This is a genomic window from Paenibacillus sp. UASWS1643 (assembly GCF_008693195.1).
GTDB classification, from domain to species: domain Bacteria; phylum Bacillota; class Bacilli; order Paenibacillales; family Paenibacillaceae; genus Paenibacillus; species Paenibacillus amylolyticus_B.
Window position 1 is genome coordinate 84750 of the sequence record NZ_VXKZ01000110.1, and the last position, 23606, is coordinate 108355.

The 23606-nt window shown below is 47.9% G+C and carries 16 protein-coding genes; 15 read left to right on the forward strand and 1 reads right to left on the reverse strand.

The window, feature by feature from the left end; genetic code table 11:
• Positions 1 to 33: 33 nt before the first annotated feature.
• The 6 genes from FE296_RS17410 (at position 34) to FE296_RS17435 (ending at position 8633) form a co-directional block, all read left to right on the forward strand.
• Positions 34 to 1317, forward strand: coding sequence for a vWA domain-containing protein (locus FE296_RS17410; protein WP_124116600.1), 1284 nt, complete (start codon positions 34 to 36; stop codon positions 1315 to 1317).
• Positions 1318 to 1336: 19 nt separating this feature from the next.
• On the forward strand, positions 1337 to 1984 hold the full coding sequence (locus tag FE296_RS17415; RefSeq protein ID WP_150365802.1) for a beta-mannanase: 648 nt from the start codon (positions 1337 to 1339) through the stop codon (positions 1982 to 1984).
• Positions 1985 to 2074: 90 nt separating this feature from the next.
• Positions 2075 to 3334 (forward strand): TRAFAC clade GTPase domain-containing protein, encoded by a 1260-nt coding sequence (locus FE296_RS17420; RefSeq protein WP_024632789.1) that lies wholly within the window; start codon positions 2075 to 2077, stop codon positions 3332 to 3334.
• Complete coding sequence (locus FE296_RS17425) at positions 3331 to 6549, forward strand: GAP1-N2 domain-containing protein (RefSeq protein ID WP_150365803.1); 3219 nt, start codon at positions 3331 to 3333, stop codon at positions 6547 to 6549. The genes FE296_RS17420 and FE296_RS17425 overlap by 4 nt, the downstream gene beginning before the upstream one ends.
• Positions 6550 to 7042: 493 nt before the next feature.
• Positions 7043 to 7927 (forward strand): ABC transporter ATP-binding protein, encoded by an 885-nt coding sequence (locus FE296_RS17430; RefSeq protein ID WP_150365804.1) that lies wholly within the window; start codon positions 7043 to 7045, stop codon positions 7925 to 7927.
• Positions 7928 to 8153: 226 nt separating this feature from the next.
• Positions 8154 to 8633, forward strand: a complete 480-nt coding sequence (locus FE296_RS17435) for a glutathione peroxidase (RefSeq protein ID WP_047840764.1) — start codon at positions 8154 to 8156, stop codon at positions 8631 to 8633.
• A gap of 105 nt (positions 8634 to 8738) precedes the next feature.
• Here the strand turns inward: FE296_RS17435 and pelA are convergent, their stop codons facing one another.
• Positions 8739 to 9911 (reverse strand): pectate lyase, encoded by a 1173-nt coding sequence (gene pelA / locus FE296_RS17440; protein ID WP_317889420.1) that lies wholly within the window; start codon positions 9909 to 9911, stop codon positions 8739 to 8741.
• Between the two features lie 468 nt (positions 9912 to 10379).
• Between pelA and FE296_RS17445 the strand changes: the two genes are divergently transcribed.
• The 9 genes from FE296_RS17445 (at position 10380) to FE296_RS17485 (ending at position 23584) form a co-directional block, all read left to right on the forward strand.
• Positions 10380 to 11741, forward strand: a complete 1362-nt coding sequence (locus FE296_RS17445; protein WP_150365805.1) for an FAD-dependent oxidoreductase — start codon at positions 10380 to 10382, stop codon at positions 11739 to 11741.
• Positions 11742 to 12114: 373 nt separating this feature from the next.
• Positions 12115 to 12966 carry a formate/nitrite transporter family protein gene (locus FE296_RS17450; protein ID WP_150365806.1) on the forward strand — a complete coding sequence of 284 codons (852 nt, stop codon included), beginning with the start codon at positions 12115 to 12117 and terminating at the stop codon, positions 12964 to 12966.
• Positions 12967 to 13406: 440 nt separating this feature from the next.
• Complete coding sequence (locus tag FE296_RS17455; RefSeq protein WP_150365807.1) at positions 13407 to 15470, forward strand: molybdopterin-containing oxidoreductase family protein; 2064 nt, start codon at positions 13407 to 13409, stop codon at positions 15468 to 15470.
• 192 nt (positions 15471 to 15662) lie between these two features.
• Positions 15663 to 16886 (forward strand): MFS transporter, encoded by a 1224-nt coding sequence (locus FE296_RS17460; protein WP_124116894.1) that lies wholly within the window; start codon positions 15663 to 15665, stop codon positions 16884 to 16886.
• A 209-nt stretch (positions 16887 to 17095) separates the two neighbouring features.
• Positions 17096 to 18010, forward strand: a complete 915-nt coding sequence (locus tag FE296_RS17465) for a class I SAM-dependent methyltransferase (RefSeq protein WP_150365808.1) — start codon at positions 17096 to 17098, stop codon at positions 18008 to 18010.
• Between the two features lie 269 nt (positions 18011 to 18279).
• Positions 18280 to 19827 carry a response regulator gene (locus FE296_RS17470; RefSeq protein WP_124116592.1) on the forward strand — a complete coding sequence of 516 codons (1548 nt, stop codon included), beginning with the start codon at positions 18280 to 18282 and terminating at the stop codon, positions 19825 to 19827.
• 229 nt (positions 19828 to 20056) lie between these two features.
• Positions 20057 to 21022, forward strand: coding sequence for an ABC transporter permease (locus tag FE296_RS17475; RefSeq protein WP_150365809.1), 966 nt, complete (start codon positions 20057 to 20059; stop codon positions 21020 to 21022).
• A gap of 15 nt (positions 21023 to 21037) precedes the next feature.
• Entirely contained in the window at positions 21038 to 21907 is an 870-nt protein-coding gene (locus tag FE296_RS17480) for a carbohydrate ABC transporter permease (protein ID WP_076209737.1), read from the forward strand.
• 27 nt (positions 21908 to 21934) lie between these two features.
• The gene (locus tag FE296_RS17485) at positions 21935 to 23584 is read left to right on the forward strand and encodes a type 2 periplasmic-binding domain-containing protein (protein WP_150365810.1); all 1650 of its coding nucleotides are present in this window, start codon (positions 21935 to 21937) and stop codon (positions 23582 to 23584) included.
• The last annotated feature ends 22 nt before the right edge of the window (positions 23585 to 23606 follow it).

Below are 23606 nucleotides of genomic sequence, written 5' to 3' on the forward strand. Positions count from 1 at the left end.
TTTACGGCTGGTATGGAAAGGATGCATGTAGACATGCAGCGAAAAATCAATCTTCTCCTGGTCCTGTTCAGCCTGATTGGCGGGGCAGTGGGCTTTGCGGCAGGAGAAATCATGCTGCGTCAATGGCTTGGGGAGATGCCACGTCTGTTGCTGATGGGATTATACTTTGGCGTACTGGCGCTGAGCGTTGGATTGTTCTGTTTGATCGCAGAGATGATCTCACCCAAGCTGAATGGTGCTTCATGGAAGCTCCGGTATCTGGGACTGTCGTGGAAATTGCTTGTTCCGGCAACGCTGGCTCTGTTGTTTGTTGTTGGACTCGCCCTGCAATTGTTGTATCAGATCAATCCGGGCGGTGTGAAGCAAGTCAAGGACATCGTACTGATGATCGACAACTCGGGCAGCATGAGCGAGACAGATCCGGATAACGGACGCTTTGAAGCCGCCAAGACACTGATTAGCCAAATGGAGAGTGACAAACAGGTGGCTGTCATTACGTTTGATGACCAGCCGCAGTTATTGCAACCGTTTATTGCGCTCGATAGTGAAGCGGCCAAGAATGAGGTTTATGGCAAAATCGATGGTATTGTCACGACTTCGGGCGGCACCAATTTTGATGCTGTGCTGCGGGAAGGCATGGAACAGATTCAGGGCAAACAGGACCCGAAACGTGGTACGGTCGTCATCTTGTTATCCGATGGCTTCAGTGAAGCGGATACAGCCGATATTTTGTCCCAATATACCAATGAACAGATTTCTATTAATACAGTCGGCCTAAGCCTGGTGGACCCATCCGGTACGGATCTGCTGCGTAATATTGCTCAGCAAACGGGTGGCATGTACTATGATGTACCGGATTCCGGTGGTCTGAATCTGGCATTTCAGCAGATCTACGATACGATTGATGAACGGACACTGGTAACGGAACGTACAGGCATGATGGAGCACAGCGTTTATCTGGCGATTTTCCGTGTAGCAGCAGTGTTACTGATTGGAGTAGCATTGGGTGTGTCACTCGGACTTGTATTTGATAACCGTCATCTCGCGCTCAGCTTTGGTATTGGTGGTGCGGTGTCGGGTCTACTGGCAGGGCTTCTGCTGGAATGGGGCCTCGACGGCTCGAACGTGGGTGATACATTTGTACGACTTGGTGCGATGCTCATCTTGTCAGGCGTATTGACCCTCTTCTCCTGGATTGTTCCGATTAAGGAGAACACGCCGCGGAAGAGCCGGGGTCGTCGTGAAGCTGGCGGCGGAACTTCTTCTGCCGAAGGGTTTGGTCAGAGACCAAGAGATACACGCAGCAAAGGATTCTAACGTCGGGAGGTCAATGGAAATGCGGTTTACGGATGCAGACCCTTCGACACCCTTGATTCGAAGACTGACACTTGCGGTGGACGAAGGACGTTGTACACTTCGCTGGCTCTGGCCGGAACGGGTAGAAGCTGTGTATGTGGAACGGCTGGAGCTGGATATGATGAGCGATGATCGTACCGGGGAAGAGCCTGCACAGGGCAAGATGAAGCTGTACACGAGAGAGGAATATAAGGCGAGCAATGGTTACACGGATCGGATCACAGGTTTTGGTGCCATCAAGTACACGGTGTATGTGTGTCAGATGCAGGAAGACGGGCCTGTGCTGATCCGTCAACGAGATGAAGACAATATGGTGATTGCAAGCGCAGGCAAGGCGGATATCCGCTTTTCCATTCGCTACAAGAGCGGTTTTTTTCAGAAGCGAAAAAGTGTATTGATCACCGTCACAGCGGAAGTGCCTGTTCCGAAGGAAGCCCTTTGTTATGTTCGCAAGCAGGGCGGGGTACCGCTGAATAAGGAAGATGGCACGGTGTACCCTTTTGTGAGTGATTTTGCTCCCGGAAGAAATGAGATGCCGCCCGTTGAAGTCGCCAAGGATGATTATGTGCGATTATTCTTCACGGACGGACCGAAATATGGAGCCGCCTATCGGCTTATATCAGACTAGATAGTTGGACTAGCGATTGGAAGGTTACTCTGTCATCGTAGTGCAAGTGTAAATCACCTTAGTCTGACTGATCAGGGGAGGGGAGTGGCTATGAGCTTTTTTAGTCGGTTTTTGAAGAGACAACAGCCGGAGGAACGTCCGCTGTTTTACGATATTGTATGCCCTTATTGTTTCAGCAAGTTTTCACCGGAAGAGGTGGTGTTCCGCGCCGCCCATCACCGCGATGATGATGAGGACTACGCACTCGGGGAAGATGCGAAGTTGAATCGGTATCGCGAAAGGTTCGGACTTGATACGGTATTTGATATGGAGGCCGTATTGGCCCCACATGATGTACCGGAGGAACATCGTATTTATTCCGATAACATCGTGATGGGTCTGAACGATCGGTACGGTGTCGTTACACGCCGCCGGTTGTGTCCGCAATGTCATAACGAGCTACCTGTTACGGCAGGTAAAGCACCGAGCAACATCATTTCTATCATTGGTGCATCCCAGGTGGGTAAATCCGTCTACATGACTTCATTAATTCATACATTGCAGCATTATACGGCCGATCATTTTGACGCCGCTTGCATGCCATTGAATGCGGAGATCAGCCGCCGGTTCCGTGCGGATTATGAAGAACCGTTGTTTGAACGGGGCGATCTGCTGGATTCCACACAGAAGGAAAAGTTGCAGGAGCCGTTTATCTTCCAGTTTGTGTTCAAGGACGAAGATAAAGCGCCGCTGACACTGGTGTTCTTTGACGTTGCGGGTGAAGGTATGGTGGAGCAGGATTATCTCGGACTTCACGGGCAGCATATTAAGAACTCGGCAGGTATTCTGTTTATGGTGGACCCGCTTCAAATTCGATCGATTCGGGACAAAATCCGCATTAACCTCGGCAACGAGCCGGGAGAGTGGACACCGCGATACGATGAACCGCGTGACGTGGTGCTGACGATGTTTGGAGATTTTATCGCGTATCAGGACAAAGCCAAAACGAATATTCCAACGGCCGTTGTGCTCACGAAAAGCGACATGCTGCATTCCCTCAAGGATGAAGAGGGGGATTATATCAAATCCAACAGCAATGTCTTCCGCAACATGGTGCACCGCGATTGGTTCGACTTAACCGAGTTCGAGAATATCGACGGGGAGATCCGGCGTTTTATCGAGAAGGTGGATCGTCCGTTCAAGGGAACGATGGATGTGTACTTCAAGGATACAGCCTATTTCGCAGTCTCTGCGCTGGGTAGCAATCCTGTGGATATGAAATTGCAAGGTGTGGTTAGTCCGATTCGCGTGGATGAACCCTTCTTATGGCTATTGTACAAGCTGAAGTACATTGAGGGGAGAGTGGGATGATGCGTTCTTCCGTAACCCCGCCCATTGAACAGCAGCTGTATACCCGAGAGCGGCGCGGGGTGTTTCGCACAACAGAGGGGTTTGATACGGTTGCGGCATCGCCGGGACTGGACCCTTCTTTTATCAAAAAAGTGCTTCACCCCTACTGTGTCTATGACGCTCCAGCGGAGCTAACAGGCCGTAGCGAGAAGGACGAGACGAAGTTTCCGGCTTCCATTCACCTGCTTCATCTGGAGAGTGGAGAGACGATTCTTGGGCAAAATGTGTACCAGTCTGCAGATTTCACCGGGCTGCGCAGTGCCCTTTTTGCACATAATTACGTCTTGTCTCCCAAGCGCTCGGAAGAGCAGATGAAACAAGGTGGGTGGCTGGATGCCGTGTTCGCCACGTCCTATGACATCGAACAAGGTACAGTTCTGCCAGCACTTGCTGAATTGCCTATATCACCTAGGAGCGGACAGGGTGGGGCGACCGATGCTGGCATAGGATCACCAACCCAAGTGCTGAGCGCCTTGAAGATGAACGAAGTGCTGTTCAAGCGCCTGCTCTATGCGGTAATGCAGTCTGTAGCAACACGCAGAAAAGTATACATTGCGCTGGACCTTCCCGCAGAAGAAGTGACTGCAGGGGCCAAAGGATTGCTACGTTTGCTATACACGGCTTTACCATTCGCATTCCGGCGGCAGTTGGGATTCATGACGTTTGCCAAGGAGCCACAGGCCAAGAAAGGCATTCACGTCCAGTTTGTAGAGCGAGGCACGTTACGTCCGAAAGACCGGAATACGGAGAAGGATTTCACCTTTGATCTGGTATCCGGCAGAGTGACACATGCGGATGCATCTGTAGCGAAGTTACCTTATGCGGAATTCGCCTGGGCTTTATTGCAGGAACCTGGTGCGGCGGATGCTTTCTATACGTTTGCGGATGAAATGTTGTCTGGCATGGAACCTGGGCGGGAACTTTCCATTGAAGCATATGGCGAACTTGCGGTGTTCTATGGTCTTGAACAAGGCATGGAAGACCTGTATTTGGATAACAAAAGTCATGTCCTGAGTGGCTTGCTGACCTATTTGAAGCCGGATGGTGGATTACAGCAACGTTCCCGTCTGAACGAACTGTTCCTGACCTTGCTCAGCAGGGAACTGGACAGCGTGAAGCGTGAGAACGTACCCGAAGAAGACGTCGCAGCTCGCATTGGAGAATATTTTAGTGTTGCCGCGCCCGTGGTGCAATCCCGGATTGTGGACTATTTCATCTACGGTGTGAATAATGCCCGCGCCCAGAAGCGTATGCGTGCTGTGCAGGAATTGTATGCTGTGCTGGATCGGGATCCGCAGCTGAATCAAGCCTTCTTTGATAAAGTGCTGGCCAATGAATCGCTTACCAAGCTGTTGTTCGAGCCTTATCTGGACAATCAGCTAAAACGCACGGAATCGGCAGCGAACGTGGTTGAAGTGATCCGAAGATGGGTTACGTCCCATCCATCTGCGATCCACTACAGCTTCTTGCAGGAGCGGACAGCCAATGAGCTGCGTGAACGGTTATGTTCTGCGCCTAATCCGGTACAGTCTGCGAATGAAGCCCTCCAGCGTGTTAGTATATTGGATCGGGTATCAGCTGATGTCACCTATGATACAGGCATTACGGCAAGAATTGGTCAATCTGAAGCTACAGCCCGCCCTAATCGCAAAGGGGGATCCCCGTCTGCCAGTCAAGATTCGACATATCAGGAGGAGTTAACCCGCCTTGCAGACAAGCTCGCTTATGTTATTAACCTGTTTATGATTCAGGATCTGGATCTGGAACGGGTTAACCGTGAACAGCTATTAAGCATTGATATTTTGCAGCATGGCAATGAGGTTCGGGATTGGGCGGCACGTCAGGGCTCTGATGTATCTGCTCGAACGAACATGATGCTGGCTGCGAGAGTGTGGCTTAGTGGCGAGGGGAATGAAGAAGAGGCATTGGAGGCACTTTCCCTGGCAGAACGCAATGAACTTCAACGCTGGACGCGTCGCTGGCTTGCCGGAGAGCTGCAGGCTCATCCGGGGATTGCGGCATATGAAGCTTTGCCGATGGCTTTTTATCGGGGAGGAAGCGGCAGCAATCGGTTGGATTATCCTGGACTGATTGAATTCATCCGCACGAATGCAAGTCGTGCTGAAGGGCTGTATCCATTCTTCGAATGGTCCGGAGATCATCGAATGTTTGTCCGAGGTTCCAATGTGCATAAAGGATATGCGGATGCCATCGTGGCGTATTTCAAAGCCCATGACCGTGAAGCTTTTAAGTCGAAGTCAGCTTTCAAACCGTATTACGTGAGAGCCAGCAAGACAATGAAGCCGGTCTATGACCGTGCGAAGACGGAATTGTCATCTCCACTGGTGCGAATGCTAACGGGTAAAAGGAAAAATCTGTTCGGATTAATCCTCTTGATCCTGGTTCTTGGTATTGCGGGCGGTACATATGCATGGATGAAAGATTCTGTAGAGCCGCCAGCGGCATCTCCTCCATCTACCCAGGAGCCTGTCATACCGGCTGAACCTGAGGTGCAGCTCGCGGAGCAGATTGCTTATATGATTCCTGCGAGTGAACAGGAGGGTACGCAATCACCTGCTCAACTGGTGATCCGTTTCAGAAACGATATGGGAAGCACTGAGTTTGAGCAAGGCAAACTTCAATTGACGATGAAGGATGATAGTACTCAGGAGTTGGATACTACAGACAAGTGGGAGAGCTTTAATCGGAATGAAGAGCCTGATACCCAAGATACCTCCGATGGTGGTTCAGGAAGTACTTCCGAAGGAAGCACGGATGGTTCATCAGCGGGAAACGCGGGGAACACAGAGCAGACGGAGGATGGCGATCAGCAGGCAGATTCAGCAACATCGGGTGATGCCACTTCAGATTCTACTACTGATGCAACAACGGATACAGGGACGAATGCATCGTCTAATGCTGCGAGTGGAGACACGGATCAAGGTAAGGATGCCGATCAAGCTACTGGTTCCACATCGCCTGACACATCAGTATCCAATGAACAGGATGCGGATGCGACCACTCCTGCACAGATATCTATTGGAGAGGTAGATCGTCTCTATCCGTATGGATTACAGATCGATCTTCCAGTGAATATGGATGCCGAGAGCATTGTCAGTGTGAAGAGTACGCAGGGCAATATGACAGTGATCCAATTGATGCCGCAGCCTAATTAAGCTGTAAGTCATATTATTTGAGCGTGTTGCATAGATTCATTAAGTGTCTTTTGATCCAATAAGGAAAAATGCTGGCTTCATACCTTATTAAACGAGCGTATGTGAGATGACCTTGAACTTGAATTTCAAGGTCATCTTTTTTTGTTTGATATGGTGGATATAGCAAACGCATGAATAAAACTCACACATTCACAATTCAGACACAAAATTTGCGATTCAAGAGTTTGAAAGACAGTCAGAAGTGATAAAGTGCGCGGAATGAATGAGAAAAGATCTCATGTGTACTTGGGAAGAGAGCGGGATTTCTGCTACATAAAGACCAAATAAAGCACGAAAAGAGAAGAAAATTTGGTTTTTTATGTTGACAAATGATAATGATTATCAGTATCTTTAGTGTAGAAGATATTTGCGTCGGAAATACACAGAATTACAATTTCGTTTTTGTGTCATAGCCGGATTACATAACCGGGATAAATGAGAGAGGGATGATCGCATGTTTCGTCTGGAGACGACCAAGCTGGATATCGCTTATGAGGAAAGACTAATTGTAGAGGATCTGAATATTCAGATTCCCCAAGGAAAAATTACAGCACTTGTTGGAGCCAATGGTTCAGGGAAGTCAACCATCCTGAAAACGATGGCACGTATTATGGCTCCAAAAGCAGGTAATGTATTGCTCGACGGGAAGTCCATCCATAAACAGTCCACGCGTGAAGTTGCCAAGCAGCTTGCGATTTTGCCACAGAATCCAACAGCACCAGAAGGACTTACCGTTACTGAACTGGTATCGTATGGTCGCTTTCCTTATCAAAAAGGATTTGGCTCCATGCGTGCGGAAGACAAACGTATGATTGAATGGGCTATTGAAGTGACAGGCATGACAGAATTCCATGATCGCCCGATTGATCAACTGTCCGGTGGGCAGCGTCAACGTGCCTGGATTGCCATGGCACTTGCTCAAGAGACGGATATCCTGTTCCTGGACGAGCCTACAACGTTCCTGGATATGGCTCACCAGCTTGAAGTACTGCAACTGCTGGAGCAGCTGAATGCCACAGCTAACCGTACCATTGTTATGGTTGTACATGACTTGAATCATGCTTCCCGTTATGCACATCACATGATTGGTATCAAAAAAGGTAAAGCCATTGCTCATGGTTCGCCTGTGGAAGTCATGAACTCGGATGTGCTTCGTGAAGTATTTAACATTGAAGCAGATATTGTGATTGATCCACGCTCCGGTGTACCGCTTTGCTTGCCATACGCTCTTGCTGGTGAACGCCAGCAATCGAAAACGCCAGATACGAAGGTCATGAACAGTGCAATGGTTCATGCTGGAGGACGGACAGAACAGCGCGTTCAAGCGATAGGAAGTTAATGAATTCGGCCATATGTTGGCCCTGCATAATAGAACGAATGAAGCCGCTGTGCGCTATCGCATGCGGCTCTTTCGCATTCATGGGAGTATAGAAATATGGGTAGACCCGGAATTTGGTAATCGCATCGGATCAGGTTTATAATAATAAGACAGGCTGTAAGTTCATTGGTTATATTAATGTGCTCGGCGCAGCCCAAACCAACACGTATCATGGGAGGAATCAGTCATGTCCGTATATTCATATCAAGCGGTAACTACCGCGAACCAGGAAGTCTCACTGGATCTGTATCAAGGTAAGGTATTGGTCATTGCCAATACAGCCAGCAAGTGTGGACTAACCCCGCAATATGGTGAATTGCAAAAACTCTATGATCGTTATCGCGATCAGGGTCTCGTTGTACTGGGTTTCCCTTGTAACCAGTTTGGAGGGCAGGAGCCAGGTACAAGTGAGGAAGCTGAGTCATTTTGCCAGATTAATTATGGTGTGAATTTCCCGGTGTTTGCCAAGGTAGATGTGAATGGTGAGGACACTCATCCCCTGTTCCAATACCTGAAGGAGCAACAACCTGGCGTAGGCGAAACAAGCGACATCCAATGGAACTTCACCAAGTTCCTTGTTAACCGTGAAGGTGAAGTGGTAGGTCGTGTTGAACCGAAAGAATCTCCGGAGACAATGATTGCAGATATCGAGAAATTGCTCGGTTAATACATGAGCGTTTTAGAAGCCTATTCTTGCATGTGCAAGGATAGGCTTCTTTGATTTTTACATACACCGGCGGTATTCTCTTCACAGAAGGAGCAGGCTTCCAAATCAGGGCAAGGGCTGACTAAGCATGTAGTAACCTTGATCGGAGGCCAGCTTAAGCAGGTTGCGTGCATAGCTTCCGGCCCAGGAGTAGCCATGTCGTCGTTCTTCACTGATGTCCAGAATGTCCATATATTTCAACCCATCCCGGTCCGCGTAGAAAGGCACATCTTCATCCACGTTATAGAAACGGTACCAGATCAAACTCCCTGCATCCGGTTCAAAATATACTGGACCTTGCCGGTTATACTTGGTTCCGTTCTCTCGAACGTTATCGAACCATCGCAGAGCTGCTTTGGCGGCTTGTTCAATCTCGGGAGTCTGAGGTCTGGACATGAGAAAAGCAGTAATCGCCACCGACTCTGAGCCCGACTTGGAGGCTAATTCATACGCTCTGCCTTGCACAGGAACATAGGTCACAGGATCGTGCTGGGCACCCCAAACGGTGGGTTGATCATTATTGATAATTTGTGCTTTCAGCGTATAATCAATGCCTTTATCCAGTGCATTTTTCAATTTGATGCGGTCAGCGGCAGTCATTATATCGTTGTTAAACCCACCTCTGCGCTCAATCATATCGTCTAATAAAACCATCGTTTGTACCATAGCATTGTCGTTGTAAGTCACCGCGTCGGAGTAGTTACTTCGTTTGGGATAGACCTGCGGCCAACCTCCGGAGGGATATTGGGAGATCAGGATAAATTCCACCGCTTTACGCACACTGTTCTTGAAGGCTTGGTTGCCCGTTTTATCATACATGTCAGCAAGGAAGCGGATCTCGGATGTTGTTGCATCATTATCAAAGGTGCCAAGTTCAATCCCATTCGGGTCTTTCCAGCCTGATCGAGCGGTTACGCCATCCCATGGGGCTGCGTACTGCTCTTCCATGTCTTTGTAGAATCCACCGTGCGGCATTTGCCACGAAACGATATTCAGGGCATAGGCCGTATCTTTGGCCAAGTCGCCGATTGCAAAATGACTGAAATCCCTAAACTTCTGAAGTAGTGAAGACACATCGGCACCTGCTGGAACGTTAGAGGACAGAACTTCGGTTTTAATCGTAACGGGTGGAGATTCGGCAGAAGCAGCAAAGGGGATAGCTACTCCAGTTGTCATCATGGTGATCGCAAGCGTAACGGGAACCATGCGGAATACGACAGGCATTGAACGTTTCTTCAAATGAACGCCTCCTGAACGAATAATTGAATTGGTGTTTAATTTACATAAAATCCATTTAAAGGATCAATATTATTGTAAGCGCTTACCAATTTAAAAATCAACCCTGTAGTTGAAATTGAATGCATTTATTTTTTTACAAGTAAAACATGAATGCAAGAGGGGACTTTAACTGTATATCTCCATATGACCTACAGGGATCGCGGAAGCCATTACATAGCATAAACCCGCCCAAATCCGGGGACAATGAAATCAATACAATGAAGGGAAGAAAGGCTTAAATACAGGGAAATGACCTCCTTCGACAAACTTTTTTTGCACTACCTATTGCAATGTGAAAAAGATCACATTATAATGAGTGTATAAAGTGAAATAAATCACATACACAGTTTCGAACTAGAAGTGAAATATTTCACAACCATAATAACGTTATATTCAAACTCATTTATATACTTCGAGGAGGAACTTTTAATGAAAATCGCAGTTATCGGATGTACACACGCAGGGACCGCAGCCATCGTAAATACCGCCAAATTGTACCCGGATGCTACCATCACCGTGTATGAGCGCAATGACAATATCTCCTTCCTATCTTGCGGCATTGCGCTCTACGTAGGTGGGGTTGTGAAAGACCCTGACGGCTTGTTCTATTCTTCGCCTAATCAACTGGCAGATCTCGGTGTAGTGACCAAGATGCTTCACGAAGTCACAGCAGTCGATGCCAAGGGCCATACCCTTCGGGCTAAAAACCTGCAAACCGGGGAAGAATTTGAAGATACGTTTGACAAACTGATTGTGACAACAGGTTCATGGCCTGTCGTTCCAAAGCTTGAAGGCATTGAGATGGACAACATTCTGCTGTGCAAAAACTACAATCATTCCAACACGATTATCGAAAAAGCTAAAGATGCGAAACGCGTTACTGTTGTAGGTGCAGGATATATCGGTGTAGAGCTGGTGGAAGCTTTCCAAATGAATGGCAAGGAAGTTACTCTAATCGACAGTGTGGACCGGATTTTGAACAAATACCTGGACCCTGAATTCACGGATGCGATCGAAGATACGTTGACTGGACGCGGCATCAAGCTGGCTCTTGGTCAAACGGTACAGAAGTTTACTGGTGAAAATGGCAAAGTGACTAAAGTGATCACATCCAAAGGAGAGTTTGATACCGATCTGGTTATTCTGTGCATTGGTTTCCGTCCAAATACAGAGCTGCTTAAAGGCCAAGTGGATATGTTGCCAAACGGCGCAATCATCGTAGATAAATACATGCAAACGAGTCAAAAAGACGTCTTCGCTGCGGGTGACAGTTGTGCTATTCATTACAACCCAACAGGCAAAGCATCTTACATTCCACTGGCAACCAACGCCGTGCGGATGGGTACACTCGTAGCTCGTAACCTGGTTCGTCCTACGACACCGTATATGGGTACGCAAGGAACATCGGGTATCAAAATTTATGAGCAAAATATCGCGGGTACCGGGATGACGGAAACGTCTGCTGCTGATGAAGGTCTGATTGTTGAATCTGTCGTACTGGAAGACAGCTACCGTCCGGAGTTCATGCCAACGGCTGAGAAACTGTTGCTCAAAGTAGTATATGAGCAGGCTACTCGTCGGATCGTCGGAGCACAGGTGATGTCTCAGGTTGATCTGACCCAATCGATTAATACGATCTCGGTCTGCATCCAAAACAACATGACCGTAGATGAGCTGGCCTTCATCGACTTTTTCTTCCAGCCACATTACAACAAACCATGGAACTTCCTGAACACGGCGGGTCTGCAAGCACTGCCTCCAATAGAAGTAAAAGCACCAGCAATGGTGTAAGGAAGCAGAATAGACGGTTGAACAGCGAGCATGATAAACGCCATAAGAAGATAAGTCATGTTTATCCGTAAATATGAGGTGTACAATAACTGCCAGGATTACGAAACAAGGCGGACGATTATAAAGGAAAAAGAAGACTGGCGAGTATATCGTCAGTCTTTTTTTGGTTTTTTAGCTACAAAAGGCCTTACTATACGCTTGCTGACTTAACTATTCCAAGAATCTTAAAGTATCTTTTTAAACAACATTGTGATAATTTGCACAAAGTTTCACGCAGTACCAAGATACAATTGAAATATGGTATTCAACGCATAAACAATGAAATTCAGGTCGTTTTTCCAAACGATGAACAATGAAGGAGAGGATGAATGATATGGCAGCAAAAACACCTCTTGAGGTTGCACAATATACGGCGCAAACAGGCATGAAGAAGGCTCAATATCCGGTTTCTTCTGTATTGGTGCTTAGTTTTCTGGCAGGGGCTTTTATTGCGCTGGGTTTTCTACTGGATATCCGGGTGATTGCATCCGCGCCGGCAGAGTGGGGAAGTCTGGTTAATCTGATTGGTGCAGCAGTGTTCCCGGTGGGACTAATTATGGTGCTCATCGGTGGCGGTGAATTGCTGACAGGCAATATGATGGCTGTTCCGCTCGCTACGATCGCACGCAAGCTGTCGGTAGGCAGCATGGTGAAGAATCTTACATTCGTAACGATAGGTAATTTTCTTGGAGCAATCTTTGTCGCGTACGCCTTTGGACATGTGCTTGGTCTGACTGGAGAGGGCGTGTATTTGGCTAAAGTAGTGGATATGGCCGGGCACAAGCTGCATGACGGCTTCTTACAAGCTTTCATCTCTGGTATCGGCTGTAACTGGCTGGTCGCGCTGGCTGTGTGGCTATCTTATGCATCGGATACGATGAGTGGCAAGGTACTGGGCATTTGGTTTCCAACGATGGCGTTTGTGGCCATTGGATTCCAGCACGTTGTGGCCAATATGTTTCTCATCCCGGCGGCAATCTTCGAAGGGCATTATTCGTGGGGCCAATATGTGATGAATTTCATTCCAGTGTGGCTCGGGAATCTGACTGGTGGTGCTCTGTTTGTAGCTGCAGCCTACTGGGTGGTGTACCTGCGCCAAACTGAGCCGAAAGTGAAACCGGAGGTAGCAACGTTGATCGAAGCTGTGGAGACGGAGGCCAGAGCGATGTGGAGCAAGCAGGCGTAGCGGAATATAGCCCTACAGTGCATGACTCGATACACGCACATCATATACACATAGAAGTGAAGACGATTCTGACTTTGCTCGGTTCATGGCAAATATGCTGTGATGGAGCAGGTCGGAATCTTTTTTTTGGCGTCCTTATTGGAATTCAACGCAAAATAAATTCGCCATGACAAGGTTCGGGGGAACGAAACCTGTTCATGGCGAATTTCGGGAGTGGTCCATGATATGGCATGAGGAGGAAGTGGGGAAACACTAGCCTAATGCCTTATTTTTAATTTACCCCTGAATTCTGAAGTTGAATCAAACTCAAAAACATTTTTTGAAAATATTTTAAAGCCGCCATAGCGGCGAATATGAAGCAAAAACATACTGTTCTCTTTACGCGATAACCTCGAAGAAGATATGATATAGGGATAGCTTTTAAAGAGGGGAGCCATACGATGATCGATCAGGAGAATGGGGTATTTGCAGCGGTATGCCCGCTCGATTGTCCGGACACTTGTGGTCTGTTACTACATAAAGAGAACGGCAAAATTGTGAAGGTGGCGGGTAATCCGGATCATCCGATAACGAAGGGTGCCATTTGTAATAAAGTCAGAAATATGACCGAGCGGGTGTACCATCCCGAGCGTCTACAATATCCGATGAAACGTGTAGGAGCCAAAGGTGAAGGCAAGTTCGAACGAATCAGTTGGGATGAAGCGATTCGCGAGATTACGACCAAATTCACTGCATTGTCCGAAACCTACGGCCCGGAGAGCATCCTGCCCTACAGCTTTTACGGTAACATGGGCATTCTCGGCGTAGACGGTATGGATCGGCGTTTCTTCAATGCGCTTGGTGCGAGTGTACTGGAGCAGACGATCTGTAATGCCGCTGGAAATACCGGCTGGAAATATACGATGGGGGCCAACCGGGGAACGTTGCCGGAAGATACGGAACACGCGGATCTCATCCTGGTGTGGGGTGGCAATATCGTCAGTACAAATATGCACCAAGTCGTTTTGGCGGAGAAAGCCCGCAAGAAAGGCGCCAAGATCGTCGTAATCGACGTTCATCGCAATCGTACCGCACAGTGGGGTGACTGGTTTATTCCGCTGTATCCGGGCACGGACAGTGCACTGGCGCTAGGATTGATGCATGTGTTGTTCGAACGGGGACTAACGGATGAAACGTTTATGCAAAAGTATACAGTGGGTCATGAGGCACTACGTGATCATGTCCGCAGTTACACCCCTGACCGCGTTGCACGTATTACGGGCGTGCCGGAGGAGACGATTGTGCAGCTGGCCGAACTATACGGCAACGCACAGGCAGCCCATATTCACATCGGCAACGGCCTTCAGCACCATGATAATGGGGGGATGAACGTGCGTAGCGTTGCATGTCTGCCTGCTATTACAGGGCAATGGCTGAAGCAAGGCGGCGGTGCCATTCGCACCAACAGCTACGCGAGCACGAATAGCGACGCGCTCGAACGTCCGGAGCTGCGGCAGAATCCAGAGCCGCGAGTGGTGAACATGAACCGGATTGGTGAAGCGTTGCTGGAAGCAGAGCAGCCAATCCGGGCAATGATGGTTTACTGCAGCAATCCACTGGTGGTGGCACCGGATACCGAGCGGGTGGAGCGAGGTTTTGCACGGGAAGATCTGTTCACGGTTGTACACGATCTGTTCATAACGGATACCGCGAAATATGCAGATATCGTATTGCCAGCCACATCTTCATTTGAAGCGACGGACCTGTACACCTCTTATTGGCATCAGTACGTTCATCTGCAAGAGCCGGTGATTGCACCGATTGGGGAGAGCAAGAGCAATGTGGAACTGTTCTCACTGCTTGGGCAGGCTATGGGGTACGATCCTGCAATCTTCGGAGAAACACCGGAGCAGATGATTAAGGATGCACTCCAGGATACAGGCAATCCTTACATGAATGGAGTTACGTTAGAAGGACTGAAGGAACACCGATTCGTGAAGCTGGATATGACACCACATGCTGCATTTCTGGATCAGCTCCCCACACCTTCAGGCAAAATTGAATTGTATTCAGAGACTATGGAACAGCGAGGGCTTCCGCCGCTCCCTACCTATAGCGCTCTGATTGAAGGATATGATGGGGAGAATCCGGCTGGACCTGCCGATACGTATCCACTGATGTTCCTATCGCCGCCGAACCATAATTTCCTGAACTCCACCTTTGGCAATTCATCCAAACACCAGCGTTTGGAAAAGATGCCTCTATTGCAAATGCACCCTGAGGACGCTAGCCGCAGAAACGTGGAGGATGGAGATGCGCTGGTCGTATGGAATGATCGTGGACGTATGGAACTTACCGCCAAGGTGAGTGAAGCCATGTTGCCGGGAACTGTCATCAGCCAAGGCTTATGGTGGGATGGTGACGGCAAGAAGCAGCGAGCGAATTCACTGACGTCCAATCGGTTGTCGGACATGGGGAACGGGGCGACCTTCTTCTCAGCCACTGTCGAAGTGAAGCGTCAATGAGTGTGCTTGCAGCATGATTTTTTTGAGGTAAGATGAACAAAGGCTAGAATTTGAGCAGGATTATAGTGCAATAGATGTAACACTTCCAAAGGCCTTCGCTCTGGCTGGTTATGGTTATGCCGTCAGGGCAAAGGTCTATTTTTTATGGCTATTTGTTTGTGCAGAGGTACTAAGGAGAATGAATTAACGATGATGAGATGGCTGGATAACTATCCAAAAGAAGTGAGAATATTTTTGCTGGCAAGTCTGGTTAACGCAACAGGCAGTGCACTGATGTGGCCGCTGACCACCATGTATGTGTTTGATGAGCTAGGACGGACGATGGCTAACGCGGGTTTTGTAATCCTCATTCAATCCCTGGGTGGCATCTTTGGACAATTGCTTGGAGGTTCGTTGTACCATCGGGTGGGTGTGAAGAAGCTGATCATTGGTTCACTGGCGCTGAATGCGTTAGGTTTGTTTGCGCTGCCCTGGATTAGCGCGTACTGGGTCGTATTTATATGTGCCATGGGCTGGATTGGCTTGTTCAGTTCATTGTCGCTGCCAGCGATTCAGGCCTTTATTGGCTTCCGGTTTGCGGAGCGACGCGGTGAATTATTCAATATCATCTATGTAGCGAACAATATCGGGGTGGCGATTGGAACGGCGCTGAGTGGTTTTCTGGCTGACTTTTCCTATCACCTCAGCTTTGTACTGAACGGGGTGACCTCAGCTGGGTTTGCAATTTTCTTCTGGTATTATCTGTCCCGGGTTGAACCGGATCAGGGGGAAGTACATCTGACGAAACGGAAAACTGTCCCCGATGGGCCGGGCGTCTGGGCATTGCTTGGAAATGCCCGATTATATCTGTTTATGAGCTTGGGTGTGCTCTTCCTGTTATTCGGCAACTCCATCTGGAACACAGGTGTGTCCCCGTATATCATTTCTGAGGGTATGGAAAAAAGAATGTATGGTCTGCTCTGGACCCTGAACGGGGTGCTGATCTTTGTGGGCCAACCCTTCACCAGCTGGGTGAAACGGACCATGGCCCGTACCTCCACTGCCCAGATGACCGCGAGTGCGGTATTCTATGGCATGGCCTACATTGTCATGATCACCATGTACAGCTATCCGGGCATGGTGCTAGCAATGGTACTGGCCACGTTTGGGGAGATGTTAATCTCCCCTGCAACACCTGCGTTTATCTCGGAGCATGCTGGCAGGGCGGCACCTTTTTACATCGGGATATCGGGTGGGATTGGTGCGGTTGGTCGGGTTATCGGGCCATATGCGATGGGGGTCATGTATGACAAACAGGGACTTATTCCGGTAGCGTGGCTGGCAACAGGCACAGCGGCAATTGCGGTACTTGGTTTTGTGCTGCATGCAGTGTTGAACCGTAATCGTGAAGTGAAGGAGTATGGGATGAACGCCTAGCCTTTTTGGGCTGAATCGTATGATGAAGGGAGAGGACAGGTTAGAGTGGAGGAGGAAAGAAAGCTACTTTAACCTGTCTGCTCATCCGTAAATTATGGTTGACAAAAAAATATATTTATGCTATAATTTACATATAAAAATATTCCGTATATACTAAGGTTCTCCTGGCCAGGGGGAATCTTATTTTTGTTTGTACGGGAGGAATAGGCATGAAGCAGAATGAATCCAGTATTACATCTTTGATTTCGGCTTTTGGCCGAGCCTATCATTGCCAATATGATACACCTCTTATTTTCAATGATTTTATGGCGAGATTGCTGATCTCTTCTCAAGAGTTTTCAGATATTAGCAATAACATGGTTAGAGGTATTCATTTTTTCAACCCGGATATGGCTCAACAGCTCAAGGACGACCCGGAAAAGATTCTAAAATGGATTACCCAGGTACAGTTATCTCCAATAACTCTGGCTCGGGCCGCTTACTGTGAGCATGTACTTTTGCATGAAGTTGCGTTGGGATTGAAGCAGGTAGTCATTCTTGGCGCCGGGATGGATACGTTTGCTTTGAGGCATCCGGAATTGGAGGACACGCTGGATATCATTGAAGTGGATTATCCGGCTACACAGCACTTCAAGAAGGAGCGGCTGAATCAGGCCAAGCTGACTATTCCGGACAATCTTCACTTTGTACCCATGGATTTTACGCGTGAGCTTTCGAATGACAGCTTGACTCTTGAAGGGTTGAAGAAACGGAAGACGTTGGCTAGCCTCTTGGGTGTTTCGTATTATTTGCCCAAAAATGATCTGTTTAACGTGATTCGTCATGTGTTTGCAAACCTGCCAATCGGAAGCTCTATAGTTCTGGATTATGCAGATGAGCACCTTTTTGAGGAAAAAGGAATGTTTAATCGGGTTGAAAATATGATTAAATTGGCTGCAATGGGTGGTGAGCCGATGCAATCCGGCTACGCATATGTGGAGATGGAGGCCTTGCTTGATGAAGCAGGGCTGCTTATTTATGAGCATCTGACTCCCGAGGCGATTCAGGAACAGTTTTTCCAGGATCGAATCGATCATCTAAGGGCATTTGAAACGATACATTTCATTCACGCAGTAAAAAAATAAATCGATCCGGGCATGTATGGTCACCTATATAGCCCGCATTTGCATAGCAGCGGCAAACCTTCACCCTGTGGCAGGGTGAAGGTTGTTTGGTTTGATCAAAGGACCAGCACAAACATTATTCTGTAGCCAATAACATCACACGTGATACAAATGTTCAGAAATCAGACTTGTTAGGGTGCAATTCCATGTCATTCAATGTCCTCCCCTCTATTTGTGCATAATGCCCATATAATAGAATGGAACTGGTTAAAGGCAGGAGGATGCATACGATGTACAAGGTTTTGTTGGTTGATGATGAATTTATGATCTCGGACGGGATCTCCAGTGTGGTGAACTGGTCCCGATTAGGAACAGAACTGATCGGCATTGCTCAAGATGGATTGGAAGCGCTTGCTTCAATTGAGCGGCAACGCCCGGATATCATCATCTCGGACATCCGTATGCCGGGAATGGATGGGTTGCAGCTGGTTGAAGCTGTGGCTGAGAAGTATCAGCATATCTCGTTTATCATGCTCACGGGTTTTACGGAGTTTGAATATGCGAAGACCGCCATGCAGTATGGGGTGAAGCACTACTTGCTCAAGCCCTGCAGTGAAGAGCATCTTGTACAGGCTATTAGTGAACTGGTCAGTGAGAAGAGGGAGTTAACCGATCAGGAGCGTTTTGTGCAGTCGATCCAATATAATCTGGAGCGTGTACTGCCACATGCCAAGGAATATTTTCTGAAAGAGCTGGTCACGAACAGAACATACGGGGTCAAGGAATGGAAATATTTCGAGGAATTATTCGATGTACAGTTTCAGGATCAACGTGTGCGGTTGCTGCTGGTAGAGATTGAGGGGGATCACGAGTATTTGCACTTGTTCGCGGTTAAGAACATTGCCGAAGATATTTTTCACAATCCCATCTTAAGTGCCACGGTTGGAGGGCATGTGTTACTAATTATGGAGGACAAGTTGTCTGAAACGCAGTTGTTCCATAATATCGATGAGATTCGCGCCACATTTACCCGATATTATCATGACGATCTCACGATTGCGCTGAGCGAGCCAGGAGATCTTTCGCAGGCACGCCATTTGTACATGCAGACGCTAGTGTATCTCAATTACCGCTTTTACCTCGGTGAGGGGAGTCTCATTATGGAGCGGGATATTTACTCTCCCGGAGAGCGCATTCTTCCTGAATTCGAATACGATCCGGAGCGGATGGTTACTGCAATCAAGGCGGGACACTGGCAGGAAGTTGGATCAGAGCTGAACCGGATGTTTCAGATGCTTGCCAGCTTGCGATACGATATATCCCAAACAAAGTCCTATCTTATTCAGATGTTTATGGAGATGATTCGACTCAGTGGCTCTGCCGAGATGAAAAGGTATATGGACCAGTTGCCAGGCATGATTGAATCCAGCACCCTGCATTCTTTTCAACAGTTTCTGCTTGCTGTCGGCAAGGAAATCACCCTGCGCCGCTATGAACAACATCGTTCCAGACAATCGCAGATGGTAGGTAGTGTGAAACAGTTGGTAGAGAAACGCTACAGGGACGAGACACTGACACTCCAGTCCATCGCTGGGGAAATATACATGAATCCAGACTACATCGGCAAAATGTTCAAAAAAGAAACCGGTGAGAAATTTACGAACTATGTGTTAAGCTACCGCATCCGTAAAGCGTTGGAGCTTCTGGAGCAAGATGGGAACTGCACTGTATCCTCGCTTGCCGAGCAGACAGGGTTTGGTGCCAACTGGCCGTATTTCAGCAAAATGTTCAAGAAATACACGGGTTTCTCCCCTTCCGAGTATAAAAAAGTACCCTAGAACAGCGTTGATACCGGCTTCTGCATAGCTTACCTGTATATCCGATCTACATCTAATCTGTGATCGGGCCCTGTACGCCATTTCATCGGCAGCAGGGTCTTTTTTTGTCGGACGGAACTCGGTTTTGAACATCCATTTATCGGAAATGAGCATGGGAAGAAAAGGCGCTCGATTCTATCATTAGAAGTGTCATGTTAGTGAATGAACATCGAGAGTGGAGGTTGAGTGGATGGAGCTGAATCGAAGCCGCGGGATTGAATCTGGGCGTTTGAAGCCAGCTGGCAAATGGAGTTTGGTGAAAAAGGAACTTGTCCGCAACAGATACGTGTATCTGATGCTCGTTCCTGTGGTAGCCTACTATCTGATTTTCAGCTATGGGCCAATGTACGGGCTACTGATGGCATTTCAGGAATCCTACAACCCGATCAAAGGAATCTTGGCAGGCGAATGGGTCGGATTTGACAACTTCACCATGTTTTTTGAAAGTTATTATTTCTGGCGACTGATTAAGAACACACTGATTTTGAGTTTTTACAGTATTGTGTTTGGTTTCCCGGCTCCGATTCTACTAGCACTGCTGCTGAATGAAGTCCGGAAGAAGTGGTTCAGAGGCGCAGTACAGACCATTAGTTATATGCCGCACTTCATCTCGGTTGTCGTCGTGGTCGGAATGTTGAAAACGTTCTCATCTCTGGACGGTGGGTTATTTAACGTCATTCGTGACTTTTTCGATCTGCAGCCAATCATGTTTTTGGCGGAAAAAGATATGTTCCGTCCGATGTACATCCTGTCCAACATATGGCAGGGCGCAGGCTGGGCCTCGATTATCTTTTTGGCAGCACTAAGTGGTATTGATCCTCAGTTGTATGAGGCTTCCAAAATTGACGGCGCAGGCCGCTGGAGACAGCTATTACATATTACACTGCCGGGCATTATGCCAACGATTGTGATTATGTTAATTCTGCGTATGGGGGCGGTCATGAACGCGGATTTTCAGAAAATATTGTTGATGCAAACGGCACCGACCTATGAGACATCGGATGTCATATCCACCTTTGTTTATCGATCAGGTATTTTGGAGGGGAACTATACGTATTCAACCGCCATCGGACTATTTAACGGCGTCATTAATTTTGCGCTGCTCATTATCGCGAACGCGATCAGCAGAAAGCTTAACTCAACCAGTCTATGGTAATCGGAAGGTGAAGCGATGAAACAGTCTATAGGGGAACGACTTTTTGATGTATTTAATACACTGCTGCTCTTGGTGATCATGGTTTTATGCTTTTACCCGATGCTGTACGTGTTCAATTCCTCCATCAGCGACCCGGACCAGATGCTGCGTTCCCGTTCACTGATGCTCATTCCTGAAGGTTTTCAGCTGGGAGCGTACAAGTCGGTATTTCAGGATACTCGCATCTATACGGGATATATGAACACCTTGTTCTATGTTGTGGTGGGTACTGCGATCAATCTGCTCATGACTTCGCTGGCTGCATATGGTCTGTCACGTGGTGATCTGATGGGCAGAAAAACGCTGATGAAATTAATTACGTTCACGATGTTTTTTGGCGGGGGTATGATTCCAACTTTTCTTCTGATTCAGAATCTGGGCATGGTGGATACCCGTTTTGCGCTTATTATTCCGGGTGCCATCAGCACATTCTATTTCCTCATTATGAAAACAAACTTTGAGGGTATTCCGATCAGTCTGATTGAATCGGCGAAGCTTGATGGCGCCAATGACTTTCTGATTTTGTTCCGAATTGTACTGCCATTGTCAAAGCCAATCCTGGCGGTCATGATGCTGTATTATGCGGTTGACCATTGGAATGATTATGTCGGACCGATGCTCTACCTGCGCAGTCAGGAACTGTATCCGATCCAGATTATTATGCGTGATATTCTGATCAGCAGCAGTACGGAGGCCATGGGCGCTGGCGCTGATACCGGCTTTGCCATTGGGGAGAACATCAAATATGCAACCATCATTATCTCTACCCTGCCGATTATGCTGGTATATCCGTTCATCCAACGTTATTTTGTTCAGGGCGCTCTAATCGGTGCTGTGAAACAATAAAAAATGTATCCTATGGAGGCGAATTACGTGAAAAAAAGAATGGGGTCCATCTTGTTGTCATCGCTACTTACCATGTCTTTACTGGCGGGCTGTACGGGGGATAATGAACCAGGTAACGCAGAGCCAGCAGAAGGAACAGAACCTGCGGTTCAGGCGTTGACCGAGATTCCACTACCGATTACAAGTGAGCCATTTACCATTGACTACTGGCGCGCCAATGATGCCAAATTGACTGCTTCCTTGAATAATTTTGGCGATATGGCGTCTTACAAGGAAAAGGAGAAATTGACGGGCATCAAAGTGAAGTTCACACATCCTCCGCTTGGACAACAACGTGACCAGTTCAATCTGTTGATCTCCACGAAAGAGCTACCGGATGTCATTTATTATAACTGGGCGGATGCCGTTGGCGGACCGGAAAAAATGATCAAGGATGGTCGGATCATTCGATTGAACGAACTGATCGACAGTTATGCACCGAACTTGAAGCGGATTATTGAATCCGATCCAGATGTGAAGAAACAGATTGCACTCGACGATGGCACGATCTATATGTTCCCGCTGCTGAAGCTGGATGCATTGAAGCTGAATGCTACTTCCGGTTTAATTATGCGCCAGGACTGGCTTGATGCATTGAACCTTAAGGTGCCTACCAACATCGATGAGTGGTATACGGTGCTTAAGGCATTCAAGGAACAGGACCCCAACGGCAACGGCAAGCCAGATGAGCTGCCATTCACCGGAAACTGGGGACCGGGTAACCTGACTAAGCTCCATGATTTTGCCGCGGCCTTTGGTGTAATTGGTGGCTTCCAGATGAATGGAGACAAGGTGGAGTTCGGACCGATTCAGCCGGGCTACCGTGATTTCTTGGAGACCATGGCCAAGTGGTACAAGGAAGGGCTGATTGATCCCGAGATCATGACCAATGACGGTAAAGCATTCGACTATAAGGTTACCAGCAATCTGGCAGGCGCATATCAGGGTGGTGTGTTTAGTGGTATGGGGAAATACTTCAATCTGATGAGAGATACCGATCCGAACTTTAATGTAACTGGGGTACCGTGGCCTGTATCTCCGGATGGCACTTCTTATGCTACCTTCAATCTGGAGAATAAGGTACTAAGTTATGGTGAGGCCATTACAGCTTCCGCAGACGAAGAAAAACTGAAATATATTGTACAGTGGATGGACTACAACTACAGCGAAGAGGGTAGTGATCTGTTCAACTTTGGTATCGAAAATGACAGCTACGTTCGTGACGGGGAAGGTGTCAAATTCACAGATACCATTATTGATAATCCGAACGGTCTGACGTACGACCAGGCGCTGGCTTCCTATGCCTTGTCCATCATGGACGGTCCAATCAATCAGGATAGCCGTTACCTGGATGCCTTATTATTTGACGACGGACAGCGTGCAGCGAATGCGGAATGGATGAAAGCAAGCTCAGCATTAACGCTTCCTCCAATTCGTTTGTCATCGGATGAGGTAACTACAAGTACGTCCATCATGAGCCAGGTGAATACGTATTTGAATGAAACGATGACTTCCATCATTAGCGGACAGAAGCCAATCACCGAATTTGACACGATGGCCGAAACAATCAAGAGCATGGGCATTGACCGGGCGATTGAAGTTCATCAAGCGGCCTATGACCGATATCAGTCCAAATAAACCGTGAGAAATCGAGCGCTAA